At 57.5% G+C, this 17,931-nt stretch carries 14 protein-coding genes; 5 read left to right on the top strand and 9 right to left on the bottom strand.

Translation table 11 applies throughout. The annotated features are described in order from the left end of the window. Nucleotides 1-43 precede the first annotated feature (43 nt). From GNT65_RS15265 to GNT65_RS15255, 3 genes are read left to right on the top strand one after another with little or no spacing between them, the layout of a single operon-like run. Nucleotides 44-697: a TetR/AcrR family transcriptional regulator gene (locus GNT65_RS15265; protein ID WP_160797726.1), complete on the top strand. Its 654-nt coding sequence runs from the start codon at nt 44-46 to the stop codon at nt 695-697. Beyond that, nucleotides 690-1,997, top strand: a complete 1,308-nt coding sequence (locus GNT65_RS15260; protein WP_160797724.1) for an efflux RND transporter periplasmic adaptor subunit — start codon at nt 690-692, stop codon at nt 1,995-1,997. Before GNT65_RS15265 ends, GNT65_RS15260 begins: the two co-directional genes overlap by 8 nt. Then, a complete protein-coding gene (locus GNT65_RS15255; protein WP_160797722.1) occupies nt 1,994-5,104 on the top strand; it encodes an efflux RND transporter permease subunit in 3,111 nt (1,036 codons plus the stop codon). Before GNT65_RS15260 ends, GNT65_RS15255 begins: the two co-directional genes overlap by 4 nt. Before the next feature lie 89 nt (nt 5,105-5,193). Here the strand turns inward: GNT65_RS15255 and GNT65_RS15250 are convergent, their stop codons facing one another. The 7 genes from GNT65_RS15250 to GNT65_RS15220 form a co-directional block, all read right to left on the bottom strand. After that, nucleotides 5,194-6,480, bottom strand: a complete 1,287-nt coding sequence (locus GNT65_RS15250) for a DUF4785 domain-containing protein (RefSeq protein WP_160797720.1) — start codon at nt 6,478-6,480, stop codon at nt 5,194-5,196. Nucleotides 6,481-6,490: 10 nt separating this feature from the next. Then, the gene (locus GNT65_RS15245) at nt 6,491-7,348 is read right to left on the bottom strand and encodes a hypothetical protein (protein ID WP_160797719.1); all 858 of its coding nucleotides are present in this window, start codon (nt 7,346-7,348) and stop codon (nt 6,491-6,493) included. A 425-nt stretch (nt 7,349-7,773) separates the two neighbouring features. Beyond that, on the bottom strand, nt 7,774-8,664 hold the full coding sequence (locus tag GNT65_RS15240; protein ID WP_041508877.1) for a LysR family transcriptional regulator: 891 nt from the start codon (nt 8,662-8,664) through the stop codon (nt 7,774-7,776). 257 nt (nt 8,665-8,921) lie between these two features. Beyond that, nucleotides 8,922-10,331, bottom strand: coding sequence for a nitrogen regulation protein NR(I) (glnG, locus tag GNT65_RS15235; protein WP_160797717.1), 1,410 nt, complete (start codon nt 10,329-10,331; stop codon nt 8,922-8,924). Nucleotides 10,332-10,372: 41 nt separating this feature from the next. Beyond that, a complete protein-coding gene (glnL, locus tag GNT65_RS15230) occupies nt 10,373-11,428 on the bottom strand; it encodes a nitrogen regulation protein NR(II) (RefSeq protein ID WP_041508879.1) in 1,056 nt (351 codons plus the stop codon). 126 nt (nt 11,429-11,554) lie between these two features. Continuing rightward, nucleotides 11,555-12,097, bottom strand: coding sequence for a DUF4124 domain-containing protein (locus tag GNT65_RS15225; RefSeq protein WP_181006314.1), 543 nt, complete (start codon nt 12,095-12,097; stop codon nt 11,555-11,557). Between the two features lie 65 nt (nt 12,098-12,162). Beyond that, the gene (locus GNT65_RS15220; RefSeq protein ID WP_160797713.1) at nt 12,163-12,624 is read right to left on the bottom strand and encodes an Lrp/AsnC family transcriptional regulator; all 462 of its coding nucleotides are present in this window, start codon (nt 12,622-12,624) and stop codon (nt 12,163-12,165) included. A 191-nt stretch (nt 12,625-12,815) separates the two neighbouring features. Between GNT65_RS15220 and GNT65_RS15215 the strand changes: the two genes are divergently transcribed. Further along, nucleotides 12,816-13,988: a PrnB family protein gene (locus GNT65_RS15215; RefSeq protein ID WP_160797711.1), complete on the top strand. Its 1,173-nt coding sequence runs from the start codon at nt 12,816-12,818 to the stop codon at nt 13,986-13,988. 3 nt (nt 13,989-13,991) lie between these two features. Continuing rightward, nucleotides 13,992-15,104: an aminotransferase class V-fold PLP-dependent enzyme gene (locus GNT65_RS15210; protein WP_160797709.1), complete on the top strand. Its 1,113-nt coding sequence runs from the start codon at nt 13,992-13,994 to the stop codon at nt 15,102-15,104. A 149-nt stretch (nt 15,105-15,253) separates the two neighbouring features. Here the strand turns inward: GNT65_RS15210 and GNT65_RS15205 are convergent, their stop codons facing one another. Together GNT65_RS15205 and glnA are read right to left on the bottom strand one after the other, a co-directional pair. Further along, a complete protein-coding gene (locus GNT65_RS15205) occupies nt 15,254-16,078 on the bottom strand; it encodes an N-acetyl-ornithine deacetylase (protein ID WP_160797707.1) in 825 nt (274 codons plus the stop codon). A 385-nt stretch (nt 16,079-16,463) separates the two neighbouring features. Further along, complete coding sequence (gene glnA / locus GNT65_RS15200) at nt 16,464-17,873, bottom strand: glutamate--ammonia ligase (protein WP_160797705.1); 1,410 nt, start codon at nt 17,871-17,873, stop codon at nt 16,464-16,466. Nucleotides 17,874-17,931 lie beyond the last annotated feature (58 nt).

The following is a 17,931-nucleotide window of genomic DNA, read 5'->3' as shown; positions in this document are numbered from 1 at the left end:
AATGCAGTTCTTCTAGTATTAATTCTTCTATTGAGGAATTTTTATGGCAGAAGTTAAAAGTCGTGTCGGCCGTCCCAGTGGCGACACCCAAAATCGCGATAAGCTTATCCTGGCGGCGAGAAGCCTGTTTATCGAGCGTGATTATGCTCAGGTCACCATCAGAGAGATCGCCGGCCTGGCCGGTACCGACCCAGGCCTGATCCGTTACTATTTCGGATCCAAGGAGAGCCTGTTCTCAACCATGATCCGCGAGACGGCTTTGCCTGTGGTGGCCCAGTTGTATAAGGCGAAACAAGAAGTGCGTCAGGATAGTCCGGCGGCATTGATGAGCACCTATTACAGCGTCATGAGCAAGCATCCTCACTTTCCCAGGCTCATGTTTCGTATCGCCGGGCTGGATCAGAGCCTGCCGGAGAATGCCGAGGTGACCAAGGCCTTCTACGAGGTGGTTAACTTCGAGAACATCGCCATCTTTCAAAGATTAAAGGAGAAGGGGCTGTTGCGGGAGGATGTGGACGCCCACTGCGCCCAGCTGAGCTTCTTCGCCATGATGGTGTTTCCGTTTCTGGTGCCAGAAAACTTACTGCAAAGAGTCGGCATAGAGATCACGCCGACTTTTTTACAACGGCTTGCCGAGCAAAATGCCCGCCTGCTACAGCGTGGCCTGATGGAAGAGAAGGATGAGAGTGATGAATAACAAGAAACGCTATCTGTTGGTGGGGGTGGCGGTAGGCGTGCTTGTGCTGGTGCTGGCGGCGCTGCTCAAACCCTCGCCCTCTCTGGTCGCCGGATACGATAAGGCCAGGGCGGTCGAGGTGATGCCTCTGACTCAGCAGGCGATCGCCCCCAAGGTGATAGGCTTTGGCCGGGTCGAGCCCAAGCATGTGTGGCAGGCGGTGGCCGAGGTGGGCGGCAAGGTGTTGTATCGCCATCCTCAGTTGGAAACCGGCCGCATCTTGCCTAAGGGGACACTTGTACTTGAGATAGATCCATTGGAGTACCAGCTCAAGGTCGCCCAGGCCCAGGCCAGCATGCATGCCACCCAGGCACAGCTGACCCGTCTGGATCAGCAGGAAAAAAACCTCAACACCAGCCTGAAGATCGAGGAGCAGAAGCTGGTGCTCGCCGAGCAGGAGTATCAGCGTAAGCTGACCCTGAAGAAGCGCAATCTGGTGTCGAGCTCTGAGCTGGAAAACCAGAAGCAGTCGTTGCTGGCCCAGACCAAGCTGGTGGAAGAGCTGCAGAGCTCCCTCAAGCTGCTTCCAGACGATCGCAAGGTGAGCGAGGCGCAGCTGAGCGTCGATAAGGCGTCGTTGCAGGACGCCGAGCGCCGCCTGAATCAGACCAAGGTGGTGCTGCCTTTCGATGCGCGGGTATCGGATATCAATATCGAGCAAGATCAGGTGGTGGCCGCCGGCGCCGTGATGATGGTGGCCCACAGGCTAGGCACAGCCGAGATCAAGGCGGAGTTATCCCTGCAGGATATGCGCGCCCTGGTCAGCAGCATGTTTGAGGCATCTAGGCCCAGAAGCATGCCCTCCATCGACGAGTTTGAGTTGCAGGCGGAGGTGAGTTTTCAGGCGGGCAATCATAGCTTTAGCTGGCCGGCACGGGTGACCCGGGTCGCCGAGACGGTCAACCCCAATCAGGCCACAATAGGTGTCTATCTGGAGGTGGAGCAGGACTATAGCCAGATGGATCTGCTGCAGCGTCCGCCGCTGACCAAGGGGATGTTTGTCAGTGCGGCGATCAGCGGTAAGCCGAGGGAACACATAGTGATCCCCGAGCGGGCGCTTAGAGGCGATCAGATCTATCTGATGGATGCCCAGCAGAAGCTGGTGATCAAGCCGGTCGAGGTGCTTTTCCGTCACGAGCAGCAGGTAGCCATCGAGGGCGAGCTGAAGGCGGGCGACGCCCTGGTGCTCAACGACCTGATCCCAGCTATCCCCGGCATGTCCCTTAAGCCCGTCGCCAATGAGGGAGGGGCGCCGCTGTGATCGCCTACATCACAAGACATCCCACCCTGGCTAACCTGCTGATGTTGGCCTTCCTGCTGCTGGGTCTGCTCAACATGGGCAGCATCAAGCGTGAGACCTTTCCCGAGTTTGCCCCGCCCTATGTGATGGCCACGGTGGTCTACCCGGGCGCCTCGCCGGTCGAGGTGGAGGAGAGCATCTGCCTGCGGATGGAGGATGCCGTCGACGGCCTGGCCAATATCGAAGAGGTCAAGTGTGATGCCCAGGAGGGGATCGCCTCCATGCGTCTCAAGCTGGAGCCTAAGGCCGACCTGGGGCGAATGCTGGTGGATGTACAGACACAGATCAACGCGATTCAGAACTTCCCGGCGCAGATCGAACCGCCCATCGTCAAGGAGTTGGACTGGGCCGAGCCCGTGGTGGATATCGCCATCGTCGCCGACACCAGCTGGCCACACCTTAAGAGTTATGCCGAAGATGTGAAGCGTCGCCTCAAGATAGACGCCGGGGTGAGCCTGGTCTCCATCGCGGGCTTCTCGGACCATCAGCTGCGCATCGAGCTCAATCAGGTGGATATGCGCAGGCTGGGGCTGACCGCCGCCGAGATCGCCGACAAGGTCGGCCGCCAGAACGTGAAGATGCCGGCGGGGAATATTGAGCTCAAGGACAAGAATATCCTGCTGAGATTCGACGAGCGTAAGGTCACCCCGGCCTCGCTGGCCAAGATCATCATCGCCTCCAATCCCGATGGCAGCGTGGTGCGCCTGGGCAATATTGCCACCATCAGCGACAGGTTCGAGCTGGATGAGGAACATATTCAGTTCAACGGCAGCAACGCGGCGCTGATCAAGGTGCAGAAGAACAAGGCAGACGACGCCCTGCGGATCAAGGCCAAGGTGAGCGAGTTTATCGAGCTGGAGCAGGCCCGTGCGCCAGACGGTGTGCGCCTGACCATGACCAACGATCTCTCCTCAGTGCTGCAAGACAGGCTGCAGATGATGCTCACCAATGGCTGGCAGGGGATCATCCTGGTCTTCCTCAGCATGTGGCTGTTTTTCTCCCTGCGCTACTCCTTCTGGGTGTCGGCCGGGTTGCCGGTCGCCTTCCTTGGCGGACTCTATCTGATGAGCCTGTTCGGCGTGTCGATCAACCTCATGAGTCTGGTGGGGCTGCTGATGGCGATCGGTATCATGATGGATGACGCCATAGTGATCGCCGAGTCGATCGCCTCCCATATAGACAGAGGCATGGCGCCCCATGAGGCTGTGGTGAAGGGAGTGCAGAAGGTGGCACCTGGTGTGGTCTCCTCCTTCCTCACTACCGTGCTGATCTTCAGCGCGCTGCTGGGGCTGGATGGCCAGATGGGGGCCGTGCTGTCGGCCATACCGACTGTTTTGATCATGGTGCTGACCATCAGCCTGTTCGAGGCCTTCCTGATCTTGCCCAGCCACCTGAATCACTCCCTGTCACACGCCAAGGAGGAGACTAAGCCTAATCGCATCGGCGAGCTGAAGACTGAGTTTCTCACCCGCTTCGAGGCGTTTCGTAATACTAGATTGGTGACTCTGGTGAGCTTCCTGGTGCGCTGGCGCTATGTCAGCGTCGGCGCCACCATAGGCCTGCTGCTGATCTCGGTAGCTTTGGTAGTGGGCGGCGCACTTAAGTTTGTGCCCTTTCCCGACCTGGATGGCGACATCGCCGAGGCGCGCATCATATTGCCGCCGGGCAGCTCCCTGAGCCAGACCCAGAAGGTGGTCGAGACCCTAATCGCCAGCGCCAAGCGTGTGGGCGACAGATACACCCACGAGGTGGAGGATGAGCATGAGCTGATCCGCGACATCACGGCACAATATAACTTTAATGCCGACGCCGGCGAGAGCGGCCCCCATGTGGCGACCGTCAGGCTGGATCTGCTGTCGGCGGAGACCCGCAACACCCTCATCGAGGCGTTTATTCGCGATTGGCGTATCGAGACCGGGGAGCTTGCCATGCCGCTCTCTATGGTGTTCAAGCAGCCAACCATGGGGCCGGCCGGACGGGATATTGAGATCCGCTTGCAGGGCGACGACCTGGACATGTTGAAGCAGGCGTCTGTGTCGCTGCAGAGTTATCTGGGGCAGTTTGATGGCATCAGCGGCATACTCGACGACATGCGTCCGGGCAAGGAGGAGATCAAGGTGAGCCTGCGCCCCGGCGCCGAGAGCTTCGGTATCGACGGCCAACTGGTGGCGGCCCAGCTGCGCAGCGCCTACTTTGGTCAGCTGGCCGACGAGGTGCAGGTGGGACCTGAGAATATCGAGATCGAGGTGCGGCTCAACAAGCTGCAGGCCGGTGATCTGCAGGCCCTGGCCAACTTCCCCATCATGCTGAGCGATGGCAGTCAGCTGCCGCTTTCGTCTATCGCCCTTTTGCAAGATCAGCGCTCCTATGTGCGCATCCAGCGCATCGATGGTCTGCGCAGCGTGACCGTGATGGCCGATGTGGACAATCAGCGCGCCAATGCCAACGAGACCATAGCCGCGATCGGCCGGGAGTGGCTACCCCAGATGCAGCAGAGCTATCCTCAGCTGAGGGTGGACTTTGAGGGCTCGGCCAAGGAGACGGCCAAGACCGGCAGCTCCATGGGAAAAGGCTTCCTCATCGGCCTGTTTGGCCTGTTTGCCATCCTGAGTTTTCAGTTCAGGAGCTATCTGGAACCCGCGGTGGTGATGCTGGCGATTCCGCTGGCGCTGATCGGCGTGCTCTGGGGCCATCTGCTGCTGGGCTATAACCTCTCCATGCCCTCTATCATGGGCTTCATCTCGCTGGCGGGAATCGTAGTGAACGACTCTATCCTGCTGGTGCAGTACATACGCCACCATGTGGATGAGGGAGACAGTGTGCATCAGGCGGTGGTGAGTGCCAGTCGCGAGCGTTTCAGGGCGGTGTTTCTCACCTCGCTGACCACGGCGGCGGGCCTCTTGCCCCTGCTGCTGGAAACCAGCCTGCAGGCCCAGGTGGTGCAGCCCCTGGTGGTGTCGATCGTCTTCGGTATCTTCGCCTCCACCCTGCTGGTGCTGTTTATCATCCCCTGTGCCTACGCCATACTGGCCGACTTTGACAGGGTGAAGCCCCATACTCAGCTGTAGGCTTTACTGATGCCAATAGAAAGGGCGCCCTCTGTGAATCATAAGGGCGCCCTTTTTTATGTGACTAGATATGGTGCGCAGTTTTCCTTTTAGAGGGTGGCGGCCTCGCCCAGATAACTCAAGCGAGCCATCTGGCCCTGATCTTTAAGCTCCAGCGCCTTGATGGCGTAGGGCGCACCCAGGCCAGAGGCCTCGAGTTGCTCGCCATCAAAGCTCAGGGTGACCTGACCATCGGCGTCTAGCCACTGGGCCGTCTCGGTGCGCAAGATGTTGGCCTGCTTACCCTGAGCATCGGTACCCACTAACACGGCAGAGACCTGGTAGCGTCCCGGGCTGGCGACCTGCAGGTCGAACACCGCCTGAGTAGGCTTGTTATCCTGCCAGTAGATGCTGGCCTCATCCTTTAGTTTGGCTGCTGGCACATATTGCTTGAAGGCGGTCTTGACGGTGCGGATCAGTGGCAGGCCATTTACCCGGGTCTCCACGTCGACCTGGATCTCGCTCAGGCCTAAGTTGCTGCTGGGCATCGCCAGCTCATCCGGTAGCTGAGCCTGCCAGTTATCGCCCTGCTTAATCACGGCTAGTCTGTGGTAGCGACCATCGCTCTGCTTGAGCGTCGCGGTCGGACTAAGCGCTATGTCGCTGTTGCTCAGCTTAAGATCGAAGGCCAGCTGCGGTGCCTTGCTGCTCAGCCGCTTAGGGGCCGATAGGGCCAGCTGGTAGGGGCTGCCCTTCTCCTTGACGTTGATCAGATAGCTGTCGTTGGCACTTAGGGGCTGAACAACTTGCAGTTGATAGATGCCCGGCGTCGCCTGTTGTGACAGCTTCAGGGCACTGGAGTCGTCGACGATACCCGCGGTCGCCATCGCCTGAGGATCACTCATGGATTGGATCATAGATGCCGACTTATCTACCGTCTGCTTGTTGACCTTGTAGAGGCGCAGCTGATCCGGTGAGATGGCCGGGCTGTGGCGCAGCGCGCCCGAGCTGGCATCGCCCCGGGGGGCCACGCGGATCACGCTGTCGCTCTGGCTCACGGCGAGGTTAATTCCCTTGTTGAGTTCGGCGCCCGAGACGGTGCGCCAATACTGGTCGCTGCTGCTCTGCTCTAGCTGGGTGGGGGCCACTAGCTGCGCAGCGCTGGTAATGGGGGCGCTGAAGCTGACGCCGCCGCGACTACCATTTACCGGTGGCAGCTCGGTGGCTGCCAGGGTGTCTATGGTGAGATCTCCCGAGGTCGGTGCCAGCAGAGTGACCTGGGTAACGGTCACGGCGCTGGCCTCTGGGGCATTTTCTGCTGGGGTCTCATCGTTTTGACAGGCGCTCAGCAGGGCGGACAGGGCGAACACACTCGCCATTTTGATTGATGGTTTCATCTTATGGCTCCTAGATATGGTCGCGGATCAGGGTGTCGAGATTGAAGCAGGCGCGGCGGCTCTGCTGGTGGCTCAGGGGCTCCTTGCCTGCGGTACGCTGGGTGTCGGTAAACCAGACTGTGCCAGCAGCCGATTGTGACTGACACTCCAGGAAGCCGTCCGAGCAATCGTCGAGCCAGTTCTGAGTGGTCTCCAGGGCGACCTGATACTGATAGCCGGCGCAGTAGCTGTCGCTGTCCCAGAAGGCGGAGTCGACATCTGAACCTACCACCACCTCGAAGGGGGAGGGCAGCGCCGGGCGACCCGAGGTGCCATAGAGCCAGCTGTTGTTATAGCTGCTCATCCAGCTGACCTGCTGCTGTTTCACCGCATCGCTGCCGTAGCCCAGCAGCCAACCCAATGAGGTCTCAAATACATTGCCCTGAGTGACGGCATCGGCCAGTGGCGTGCCGCCGCTGGAAGGCGCCAGGGCGATCACCCTGGAGGTGGCGTTGATGATCTTGGGATAGCGACTGTCCCAGGTGGGGTTGGAGAGGATCCAGCGCACCACGTTGCCACCGTTGGAGTGGGTCAGCAGGGTGAGGTCGTTAATGTTTTTACTGTCGATAAACTGGGTGAGTTGCCCGGCCAGACAGCCCGCGGCGGCGTCATCCCACATGTATTGATCGAAGTCGCAGTTGATCACCAGATAGTTATCGGGCGAGGCTGCCCCCTGGCGCACCGAGTCGACAAATTCCCGCGTCCAATAGTCCGACAGCGCATCTGTTTGATGCCCGGTGCCATGGATAAACACGAGTCCGGAGGTGGCATAAGTCAATGGGCTGACAGCAAACAGACCCAGCATCATGAGCTTTTGGTAGATCTTCATTGGCTTATTTCTCTTATCTTGTTGATGTTGTTTTAGGTTTTATTACTCAGGTTTTTTTACTTAGATTTTACTACTGAGTTTTAATTACTCAGCTGCAGAGGTCAGACGTCGGACGTCAGACCTCTTAGGGGAAGCTAACGGCTGCAAAGTGAGGCGGCAAGGCTTTTTAACGGTACTTTAGTACCAGTTAAACTAAGCTTAGGTGGTTGATTGTTTTAAACAAAATGGCATGTTTACTGTCACCGTGCATCTGGGGCAGTGGCGAGCGTTTGAATCCTCGCTGAAAAAAATTGCACCTTTGTTGTGCAAGTGGGACCCGCCAGCACGATTACCAGTGATTCTATCTGTCCGTGGCCCAGTTATCAGTGTTAGATAACTTATTGTCAGCCTTTTTCGGCTGAAAATCCGGTAAATTTTAACCTTTATCAGGGGTGCAGATGGGCCTGCTCGCTGAGATCCAAAAGCGCCTGGGCCGCCGGTGTCAGGGGCAAGTCTTTACGCCAGATCAGCGCCAGATCCCAGGTGAGATTGGGGCGAATAGGCTTGAAGACCAGCTCACTGCCCTGCAACTTGTGGCAGATAGGCTCGGGCAGTATGGCGACCCCCATCTGGGCCTCCACCATGGTCGCCAGAAAGTCCCACTGGCCGCTGCGAAATGCGATGTTGAGCTGCACGCCCGCCTTGTGGCTCAGGCGGGTGATCAGCTTGGCCAGGGAGAAGTCCTCGTTGTAGAGGATGAAGGGGTAGGCCTCGAAGTCCTGCCAGGTCACGGCCTCTTGCTGAGCCAGGGCATGATCCTTGGGCAGGCAGGCCAGCAGCGGATAGCGGGTGAGGGCGCGGTTGGCCAGCTCGACATCGTGTGTGGTGGGCAGGGCGGTAAAGGCGATATCCAGGCTGTTGTTGAGCAGCGCCTGCTCACAGCCGAAGCCGCCATACTCGTACATCTGCAGCTCTATCCCCGGGTATTGCTGACGAAAGGCGGTGAGCAGGTCGATGATCAGGCTGCTCATCATGGGGCAGACCCCAAGACGCAGGTGGCCTGACTTGAGGCCGCTCAGGTTGGTGAGGTCTTCCTGCAGTCTATGCCACTGGCCCAGGATCTCCCGCGCGCTGTGCTCCAGCAGGATACCCGCCTGGGTTAGCTCTATCTTCTGGTTATTCCTGTGCAGCAGCTGTTGGCCCAGATTATCCTCCAGGCGCTGAATGATCTTGCTCAGGGTGGGCTGGGTGATGAAGGACTTTTCCGCTGCCCGGGTAAAGTTTCCCGTCTCAACCAGGGTGAGAAAATAATGTAAGGTTTTGATTGGTATGTTCATTCTAATATGGCATTCACGGGATACTATTTATTCATTTTACTAATAGTCGCTATAAGATTACTTTGATCCAGTTGGCAAAATGAGGGCAAGGTAAATGAAAGCGAATCAAAGTTTATGGGTAGGGGCTTTATGGCAGGCGGCTATGCCTCGTGAAGTCATCGAATCCGAGTGTCAGTCTGAGAGTGTTGTTGTTAGCGCAAACAATACGCCTTCGGAAGAGGCGTCAAAGCACCCAGCCTAAGGCTGGGTGCTTTCACTCAATCCATCTCGAGTTCTTTCAGCTTACGCGTCAGGGTATTACGACCCCAGCCCAGGCGCTTAGCTGCTTCCTGTTTGTGTCCCTTGGTGTGTTTCAGCGCCGTCTCTAGCAATATCTTCTCAAACGCAGGCTGTATCTGAGTCAGTAGATCGCTCTCTCCCTCACTCAGGCGTTGATCTATCCATAGGGTCAGCGCCTCCTGCCAGCCTCCGCCGCCCGACTGCGACGCGCTGTCTTGGCTGGTGCTGGGTGTCAGCAACTCGGGGGGCAGATCCTGGGGCAGAATCTCCTGGCCCGAGGCCATCACCATCAGCCAGCGACAGGTGTTTTCCAGCTGACGTACGTTACCGGGCCAGGGCAGGCTGGCCAGGGTGTCGGCGGTTGCCTTGGTGAGTATCTTAGGCTCGACGCTGATCTCCTTGGCGGCGGTGGCCAGGAAGTGGCGTGCGAGCTGGGGAATATCCTCCCGACGCTGGGACAGCGGCGGCAGATGTACCCGAATTACGTTGAGGCGGTGGAAGAGATCCTCACGAAAATCGCCCTTGGCCACCAATGACTCCAGATTCTGGTGGGTTGCGGCTATGATGCGCACATCTACCTGCACCGGCGAGTGGCCGCCGATACGATAGAACTGTCCATCGGCCAGCACCCTCAGCAGCCTGGTCTGCACATCCAGCGGCATGTCGCCGATCTCGTCGAGAAACAGCGTGCCGCCGTCGGCCTGCTCGAAGCGGCCCTGACGCACGTTGGCGGCGCCGGTGAAGGCGCCCTTTTCATGGCCGAACAGCTCGGATTCGATCAGCTCCTTGGGGATCGCCGCCATGTTCAGGGCGATGAAGGGCTTGTCCTTGCGTGGGCTGTGTTTATGTAGGGCACCGGCGACCAGTTCCTTGCCCGTGCCCGATTGACCGTTGATCAACACGCTGATGGAGGAGCGTGACAGGCGGCCGATGGCGCGAAACACCTCCTGCATGGCTGGCGCCTCGCCGATGATCTCCGGGGCCTTAACCTCGGGCTGGCTGGCGGCCTTGGGCGACTGCTCCTTGGCGTGGCTCAGGGCACGCTCCACCAGGCCGATGGCCTCGTCGATGTCGAACGGCTTAGGCAGATACTCGAAGGCCCCCGCCTGGTAGGCGCTGACGGCGCTGTCGAGATCGGAATGAGCCGTCATGATGATCACAGGAATGTGGGGATAGTGCAGCTGCAGGCGATCCAGCAGGGTCAGGCCATCTGTGCCCGGCATGCGGATATCTGAGATGATCACCTGAGGTTGAGCCTGTTCCAGTGCCTGCCACAGGGATTCGGCGGCGGCGAAGCTGGCACAGCTTATCTTGGCGCCCTTGAGCGCCCGTTCGACGACCCAACGTATCGAACTATCATCATCGAGAACCCAAACTTTTTCTGTCATACACCTACTCTCTTAAGTTGAATGCTCTAAGGTCACCTACGCTAGCTCTTGAGCGGCAGCAATATGGTAAATTCTGTCTTGCCCGGCACCGAGGCGCAGTCGATGCGTCCGCCGTGGAGTCTGGCAAAGTTATGGGCGATGGAGAGCCCAAGTCCGGAGCCCTGCTCCCTGCCCGTGACCATAGGGTAGAAGAGGGTATCCATCAGCTCGGGCTTGATCCCCGGGCCGTCGTCTATGATGGAGAGCGCCAGCACCAGTTTATGGCGTGTGGTGCCTATGGTTACCTGGTGCTGGGTGCGGGTCTTGATGCGGATCTCGCCGCCTTCTTCCTCTGTCTCCAGCGCCTGAATGGCGTTCTGTACTATGTTGAGTACCGCTTGCTGCAGCTGCTCCTGATCCATCTCGATATCCGGGATCGAGGGGTCATAGTCCTGGATAAGGTGGATATTGTCCGGCAGGGTGACACTCACCAGCTTGAGCACCTTCTGGATCACCGCATGTATGTTGTGCAGGCTGTGCTCCGTGGGTTTCTGAGGGCCGAGCAGCCTGTCGACCAGATTTCGCAGCCGATCGGCCTGCTCTATGATGAGGTCGGTAAACTCGCGCTGGTCGGCGTCTTCCAGCTCACGTGACAGCAGCTGCGCCGCGCCTCTGAGGCCGCCCAGGGGGTTCTTGATCTCATGAGCCAGATTGCGCACCAGATATTGGGCCGCCTGTTGTTGGGCATCTAGGGTGAGCTGCTGGTGTATCCTTCGCTGCTGATCCACCTGACGCAGCTCTAGTACGCCCTGCTCGGGTTGATCCGGCTCGACCTCCAGCGGGGTCAGGGTCATGTCGACCGTGTGATGCTGTCCGTCTAGTGTGATCAGGTTGGTGGTGTTGACCGTGAGCCCTTGGTGTTCGCGAATGGCGCTGCGCAGCAATTGATGATCTATGCTGAGCAGCTGGCAGCAGTCTTGTAGGCTGTGCTCCGTGAGGCGGTGACTGCCTAACCCAAGCAGTTGCTCGGCCGCGCTATTGGCATAGCACAGCTTGAGATCATCTGAGACGACGAGTACGGCCGTCACCAGGTGATTGAGCAGAGGGTCTGTGTTCATTTACGGCTCCCGGAAAGTAGGTTGCACCATAATGGTGCACCAATTTGGTGCACGCTGCAAGCTGTCTTCACCGGGAGTATTAAGGGATGTGATTTTCTAAGTTATTAAAAATTATGGCTTAAATTTTTAATTTCCCCCGAAAGGGGTTGCCCTAGGAATCGCATATACACTGGCCCGGTGAAGAAATACGGTTCTAGGAGGGGTCGATGCAAGTTGTTTGCCGTTTTGTGCCAAGGCCCTGATTTCAAACTTATGCTCACCGCGATCCACATTCTCCAGGTTAAATACCGGGCTGGCCTGAGGCTGGCTTACGACCTTACCATCCATTACCAGCACCAGCCCATGGCCAGGGGCAAGATCTGGGGTGATGGCACCGATCACAGTGATATTACCGTTATTGTCTCTTAGGGTCTCCTCTTCGCTGGGGCTGGAGATGGTCAGCTTATACAGCTCCTTAGGCTCAGCCTTAGCGGGCGCCGAAGACTCACTTACCACGGGAGGCGGCAGCTTGATCTGATTTTCGGTATTTTCCTTAAACTCGACCTGGGTGGAGTTTTCTACCGGGGTATCCGAGTAGTGAACCTTGCCATCCTTGTCGACCCATTTGTAGATGGCTGCCTGAGCCCCAAGGGTCAGTAACAGCAGGGTAAACAGCAATATCGGGCGCATTTGCATTCCTTTTATACCTGGTGTTTGCTACAGATTAGTCGCTTTCGTTATAAAAATCACCAGTCTCATACGACTGGCAGTTGATGGCGGGAGAAGGTTTGTTTCAGCACCACGGTAGACTCTATGCTGGCGATACACTTGAGGCCGCCGAGGGAGTGTTTGACGAAGCCTTCATATTCCAGCAGATCGTGGGCGACGATCTTCAGCAGATAGTCGTGGGCGCCGGTGATCACCGAACACTCCTGCACCTGGGGCAGGCGGCTCATCTCCTGCTCGAACTGCTCGCCATAGGCGGCGGAGTTCTCGGTGAGGCGCACGAAGGCGTAGACGATAACATTGAGTGACAGTGACTTAGGGTCGAGCCTGGCGCTATAGCCCTGAATAAAGCCCGCCTGTTCCAGCTTCTTGATGCGTCTGAGGCAGGGGGTGTCTGAGAGGTTGAGGCGATTGGCCAGCTCGGCCACGGGCAGTCGCCCCTCCTCCTGCAGTATGTTTAAGATCTGCTTGTCTTTACTGTCCAGTTTCATCTTTGTGCTCTCTTGTCACTGCAGCTCGATAGGTCTTGGGGTAATTTATCGGATAGTCTTATTAAAGTGATTATTTTTATCGGAATCCACCAAAAAATCTCTTTTTATTTAGGTGATATTGCAGGTTTGCGCTAATGGCTTAGTGGTAGCTTATTGAGTCATAATTAAAATAACCAAGAGATAGTTACCCTATGAGTCAAGATGTCGCGGCCTTCGATCACTGGATCAGGCAGGAGTTTGTCGAGATTAACTCGGCGCTGGAGCGCCTCTATATGAAGCAGAGCGATCCCGCCAACGTGGAGGGGATAGGCGATGAGTTAAAGGCACGGCTGGAGGCCGAGGGCCGAAGCTTGATCAAGGCGCTGTTGGATGAGGGCAATACCGATGAGGGCTTCGATGCCGCCTTCGATCTGTTGGGTAACGTGGGCCTCTACATGGCCGCCTGCCGCCGCCATGAGATCACCGAGCCCAGCCGCGAGACCAGTTCGCCCCTGCTTGAGGCCTCGGCGCTTGCTATGCATATAGGAGCCTCCATCGGCGTGACGCCGCGCTTTGCCACGGCGCATCTGACCACCCACAACCGTGCGGTTAACGGCCTCTACAAACGCTTTACCGATCTGGACGACGAGAAGCTGTTTGTCGACTACAACACCAAGGGGATCCTCGCCTACAAGCGCGCCGCCGATGCCTTGTTGAAGATTAAGCCGCTGGGGATCTCCCATCCCATGACCGCCGAACTGCTGGAGGTGGCTCGCGTGGCGCTGGAGCAGGTGATCGCCTCCAATCAGATCCTGTTCGATCGCCTCGATACCCAGGCGTTTTTCAACAGCGTGCGTCCCTATTACAAGCCCTATCGCGTCGGTCAGCAGGTCTATCGCGGTGCCAACGCCGGTGACTTTGCCGGTATCAATGTGATCGACCTGCAGCTGGGACTCTGCTTCGCCAACGAGTCGGCCTACTCTCAATTGCTGGTGGATAAGTTCCTCTACATGATGCCGGAAGACCAGCGTATCCTGCGCGACTGCATGCGTCGCACCAGCCTGATGGATGATTTCCTGGCGGCCATGGAGATGCGAGACCAGCCCTGGTACCAGGAGAATCTGGCGCAGTTCCTGCGAGTATGCGATGCCCATGGCCAGGGGGCGATACAACATCATGATCAACTGGTGGAGAAGTATATCGCCCAGCCCGCCAAGCAGATGGAAACACAGCATATCGACAAGGTTACCGCCAGTGGCCCGCCGCTGCCTGTGTTATTGGGGGCGCTGGAGAAGCTCAGAGACAGGCGCGCCGCCGCCAAGCGCGAAGACATACGCACCCGTTTCGACGACATCGCCAGGCTGCGCGCCAGCCTAGAGGGGTAAGCCATGTACCAGAGTGATTTTGTTATGCCCAAGTCGGTCTACCTGCTCAACCACTCGGTGGGCAGACCGCTGCAGAGCCTGCGTCAGGCGTTCGATGAGCGTTTCTTCCTGCCCTGGCAGGGTTCGGGGCGAGAGCCCTGGGGCGACTGGCTGTCTGTGGTGGAGGATTTTCGCGCTCAGCTGGCCCGGCTGTTCAACAGCGAGGCCAGGCTATTCTGCCCCCAGGTCAACCTCTCCAGCGGTCTCACCAAGTTGGTGCAGTCCCTGCCAAGGCTGACGCGCCCCGGCGCCGTGGTTCTGATGAGTGAGAACGACTTTCCCAGCATGGGCTTCGCCATGGCGCAGGCACTGCCCCAGGCCGAGATACGTTTCATCCCAGCCAACCAGGACGTGAGTCTGCCCGAGGTGTGGCAGGCCTATCTGACTGACGATATCGATCTGGTGTTTATCAGCCACGCCTATTCCAATACGGGTCAGCAGGCGCCGCTGGACTATCTGCTGCCTAAGGTGCGTGCTCTGGGGGCGCTCTCATTAGTCGATGTGGCCCAGGCCGCCGGGGTATTGCCAATGGATCTCAATGCCCTAAAGCCAGATTTCATGTTGGGCTCCAGCGTCAAGTGGCTCTGTGGCGGGCCGGGGGCGGCCTACCTCTGGGTGAGCGCCGATCGGCTCGAGCAGTGTTCGCCGCTGGATGTGGGCTGGTTTAGCCACGAGAACCCCTTCGAGTTCGATATTCATCACTTTCGTTATCACGACTCGGCGCTCAAGTTTTGGGGCGGCACGCCTTCTGTGGCACCTTTCGCCATCGCGGCCCACAGCATAGGTTACTTCGCCGAGCTGGGTAGCGACAAGGTTCGCCAGCATAACCTGATGCAGCTGGAGCGTATCTGGCGACAGGCGGGGGATGCCCTGGTTTCCCCCTCGGAACCGGCCCGCTGTAGCGGTACCGCCATCTTAGACTTTGGCGGAGCCCAGCAAGCAGTGGTCGAGGCGCTGACCCAGGCCGATATCAGCCTGGATGTGCGTAAGCAGGGGATGCGGATATCGCCCCACATCTATAACGGCGAGCAGAACATGCAGCGACTGCTGGAGGCCCTGGCGCCTTTCTGCCGTTAGTTCTTGGGCTATTTGCCCAGCGGCCGTGAGTGGATGACCATAGTACGGATAGCAAGAAGCCAGGCTTAGTGCCTGGCTTTCTATTGGAGCAAGCCCTTAGCTAAGGTGCTTAGTGCTTCGCCTGTAGCTTTAACGCTTCGCTTATATCTCTAACGCTTCGCTAATGTCAGCTCGACGAAACGTTTGATGATGGCGGCGTTGGCCAGGACACGCTGGTCGAAGCCTTGCTGGCCCGGGGTCTCGCTACACACGCCGACGCTGGCGCCCAGTCGTACCAGGAAGGCCTCGAAGGAGAGGTCGAAGTGGTTGAAGATGATGCCATCTTGCACCGGGCAGTCGTCGATCAGTCCGTCCTGGGCGATGGGGAAATAGTGCCCCAGGGCGTCACGCAGCTCGCGGCTGAATTGGCCGGGCTGCTGGTTGGCCTCGAAGGAGTAGATGTAGGTGTCGCTTAGCAGCACATCTTCATGACAGGTGAGGATGCCGTCTCTGCTGGCGGCGGCCAGCAGCTGGGAGTGGGCCAGCAGGATCTCGCCCTCGCTTGAGGTGTCCTGATTGCTGCGGCCACGGCCGTTCTCTAGCACGAAGCCGCGATTCGGATTCTGTCCCAGCTTGTTGAATCTATGGCCGCGCTTGAAGCCAGTGGGGTTTACCAGTGGCAGCAGGCTAAGGTTGAGCTGGCCGAAGAGTTCGGGTTCCAGTTCGTTGAGGAAGTAGAGCAGTCCCCAGGGGCCGGCGGCCTCTTCGCCGTGAAAGCCGGCGCTGATCAGGATAGAGGGCTGATCCGCCTTCTGGGCCGGCGATTGATACAGTTCCAGCGGGTGTGGGCCGGCATCGCCCAGTTTGCGCACCTGCAGTCCAAGGCGGTTGGCCTGCTCGGTCAGGCGGGCAGAGAAGCTGCTGATATCATTACTCTGACAGCTAAAAATATCGCTGTGCCAGGTGAAAGACTGGAAGGGATCGCGGCTAGACATAATGGGATTCTAAGGTAAGTGATTCGGCGTGTTCATGATAGCAGTTTGGCCATAAAGATAAATCAGTTTTGTGTCTCTTGTCAGCTGGTTAAGCCAAGTTGTTCCGATGATAAAAAGGCATAAAAAAGCCGCCTTAAGCGGCGGCTTCTTCAAGCTGTGAGCTGAATTTACAGGCAAGGATTATAGGCTGTAGTACAGCTCGAACTCGGCTGGGTGCGTAGTGCGAGATACTTTCTCGGCTTCGGCGGTCTTCAGTGGGATGTGAGTGTCGTATCGATGAAGTCTTTGCCAGAGTATTCTGGGGGCAGGACTGTCAGTCACAGACATAAAAAAGCCGCCTAAGCGGCGGCTTCTTCGAGCATTAATCCTAGCTTAGCGGCAAGGATTACAGGCTGTAGTACAGCTCGAACTCGGCTGGGTGCGTAGTGCGAGATACTTTCTCGGCTTCGGCAGTCTTCAGTGCGATATAAGAATCGATGAAGTCGTTGCTGAACACGCCGCCTTTGGTCAGGAACTCACGGTCTGCATCCAGGTTCTCCAGTGCGTTCTCCAGAGAGGTTGCAACCTGTGGGATCTCTGCCGCTTCTTCGGCTGGCAGATCATACAGATCTTTGTCCATGGCTTCGCCTGGGTGGATCTTGTTCTGGATACCGTCAAGACCAGCCATTAGCAGGGCAGCGAATGCCAAGTATGGGTTAGCCATTGGATCCGGGAAGCGAGTCTCGATACGACGTGCCTTAGGGCTTGGTACTACTGGGATACGGATAGACGCAGAGCGGTTACGTGCCGAGTAGGCCAGCATGACAGGTGCTTCGAAGTGAGGCACAAGACGCTTGTACGAGTTGGTGCTTGGGTTAGTGAAGGCGTTCAGCGCGCGAGCGTGCTTGATGATACCACCGATGTAGTACAGCGCCGTCTCACTCAGACCCGCATACTTGTCACCAGCGAAGAGGTTTACACCGTCTTTAGCCAGTGATTGGTGAACGTGCATGCCGCTACCGTTGTCGCCAACGATCGGCTTAGGCATGAAGGTCGCTGTCTTGCCGTAAGCGTGGGCCATGTTGTGAACCACATACTTAAGGATCTGGATTTCATCTGCCTTTTCAGTCAACTTGTTGAAGCGAGTCGCGATCTCGTTCTGACCGGCAGTCGCCACCTCGTGGTGGTGCGCCTCAACGACTTGACCCATCTCTTCCAGTACCAGACACATGGCGCTACGAAGATCTTGTGAAGAGTCAACCGGCGCCACTGGGAAGTAACCGCCTTTCACGAATGGACGATGACCTGTGTTGCCGTCTTCGTAGTGAGTGCCTGAGTTCCAGGCCGCTTCCTTGGCATCTAGCTTGAAGAAGCTACCAGACATGTCGGTGCCGAACTTAACATCTTCGAACAGGAAGAATTCTGGCTCGGGACCTATGAGTACGGTATCGGCGATGCCGGTAGAGATCATGAACTCTTCGGCCTTCTTAGCGATAGAGCGTGGGTCGCGGTCGTAACCCGTCATAGTGCCCGGCTCGAGAATGTCACAGCGGATCAGGGCAGTGGTTTCTTCGGTAAACGGATCGAGTACGAAGGTGGTTGGATCTGGCATCAGTACCATGTCTGACTCGTTAATACCTTTCCAGCCAGAGATAGATGAACCGTCGAACATTTTACCGTCTTCAAAGAAATCGGCATCAACCTGGTGAGCAGGAATAGATACGTGCTGCTCTTTACCTTTAGTATCGGTAAAACGCAAATCAACAAACTTAACTTCAAGTTCTTCTAGTTGTTGTAAAACTGATTCAACTGACATTCTAAAGTCTCCGAGTAGAGTAGAGGGGATGCCCTTCTTATATCATTCAGCGTTGCGA

The sequence above is a fragment of the Shewanella insulae genome (assembly GCF_009831655.1).
Taxonomy (GTDB): domain Bacteria; phylum Pseudomonadota; class Gammaproteobacteria; order Enterobacterales; family Shewanellaceae; genus Shewanella; species Shewanella insulae.
Note: the sequence above shows the minus strand (reverse complement) of the source record. Positions and strands in the feature narration are given on the sequence as shown.

Bases quoted from the DNA above. Each gene is read 5' to 3' on its own strand.
- GNT65_RS15220 (WP_160797713.1), bottom strand. From the start codon at position 12,624: ATGAAACTGGACAGTAAAGACAAGCAGATCTTAAACATACTGCAGGAG.
- GNT65_RS15205 (WP_160797707.1), bottom strand. From the start codon at position 16,078: ATGTCTAGCCGCGATCCCTTCCAGTCTTTCACCTGGCACAGCGATATT.
- GNT65_RS15240 (WP_041508877.1), bottom strand. From the start codon at position 8,664: ATGAACATACCAATCAAAACCTTACATTATTTTCTCACCCTGGTTGAG.
- GNT65_RS15250 (WP_160797720.1), bottom strand. From the start codon at position 6,480: ATGAAACCATCAATCAAAATGGCGAGTGTGTTCGCCCTGTCCGCCCTG.
- GNT65_RS15225 (WP_181006314.1), bottom strand. From the start codon at position 12,097: ATGCGCCCGATATTGCTGTTTACCCTGCTGTTACTGACCCTTGGGGCT.
- GNT65_RS15245 (WP_160797719.1), bottom strand. From the start codon at position 7,348: ATGAAGATCTACCAAAAGCTCATGATGCTGGGTCTGTTTGCTGTCAGC.
- GNT65_RS15265 (WP_160797726.1), top strand. From the start codon at position 44: ATGGCAGAAGTTAAAAGTCGTGTCGGCCGTCCCAGTGGCGACACCCAA.
- GNT65_RS15210 (WP_160797709.1), top strand. From the start codon at position 13,992: ATGTACCAGAGTGATTTTGTTATGCCCAAGTCGGTCTACCTGCTCAAC.
- glnG (WP_160797717.1), bottom strand. From the start codon at position 10,331: ATGACAGAAAAAGTTTGGGTTCTCGATGATGATAGTTCGATACGTTGG.
- glnL (WP_041508879.1), bottom strand. From the start codon at position 11,428: ATGAACACAGACCCTCTGCTCAATCACCTGGTGACGGCCGTACTCGTC.
- GNT65_RS15260 (WP_160797724.1), top strand. From the start codon at position 690: ATGAATAACAAGAAACGCTATCTGTTGGTGGGGGTGGCGGTAGGCGTG.
- GNT65_RS15215 (WP_160797711.1), top strand. From the start codon at position 12,816: ATGAGTCAAGATGTCGCGGCCTTCGATCACTGGATCAGGCAGGAGTTT.
- glnA (WP_160797705.1), bottom strand. From the start codon at position 17,873: ATGTCAGTTGAATCAGTTTTACAACAACTAGAAGAACTTGAAGTTAAG.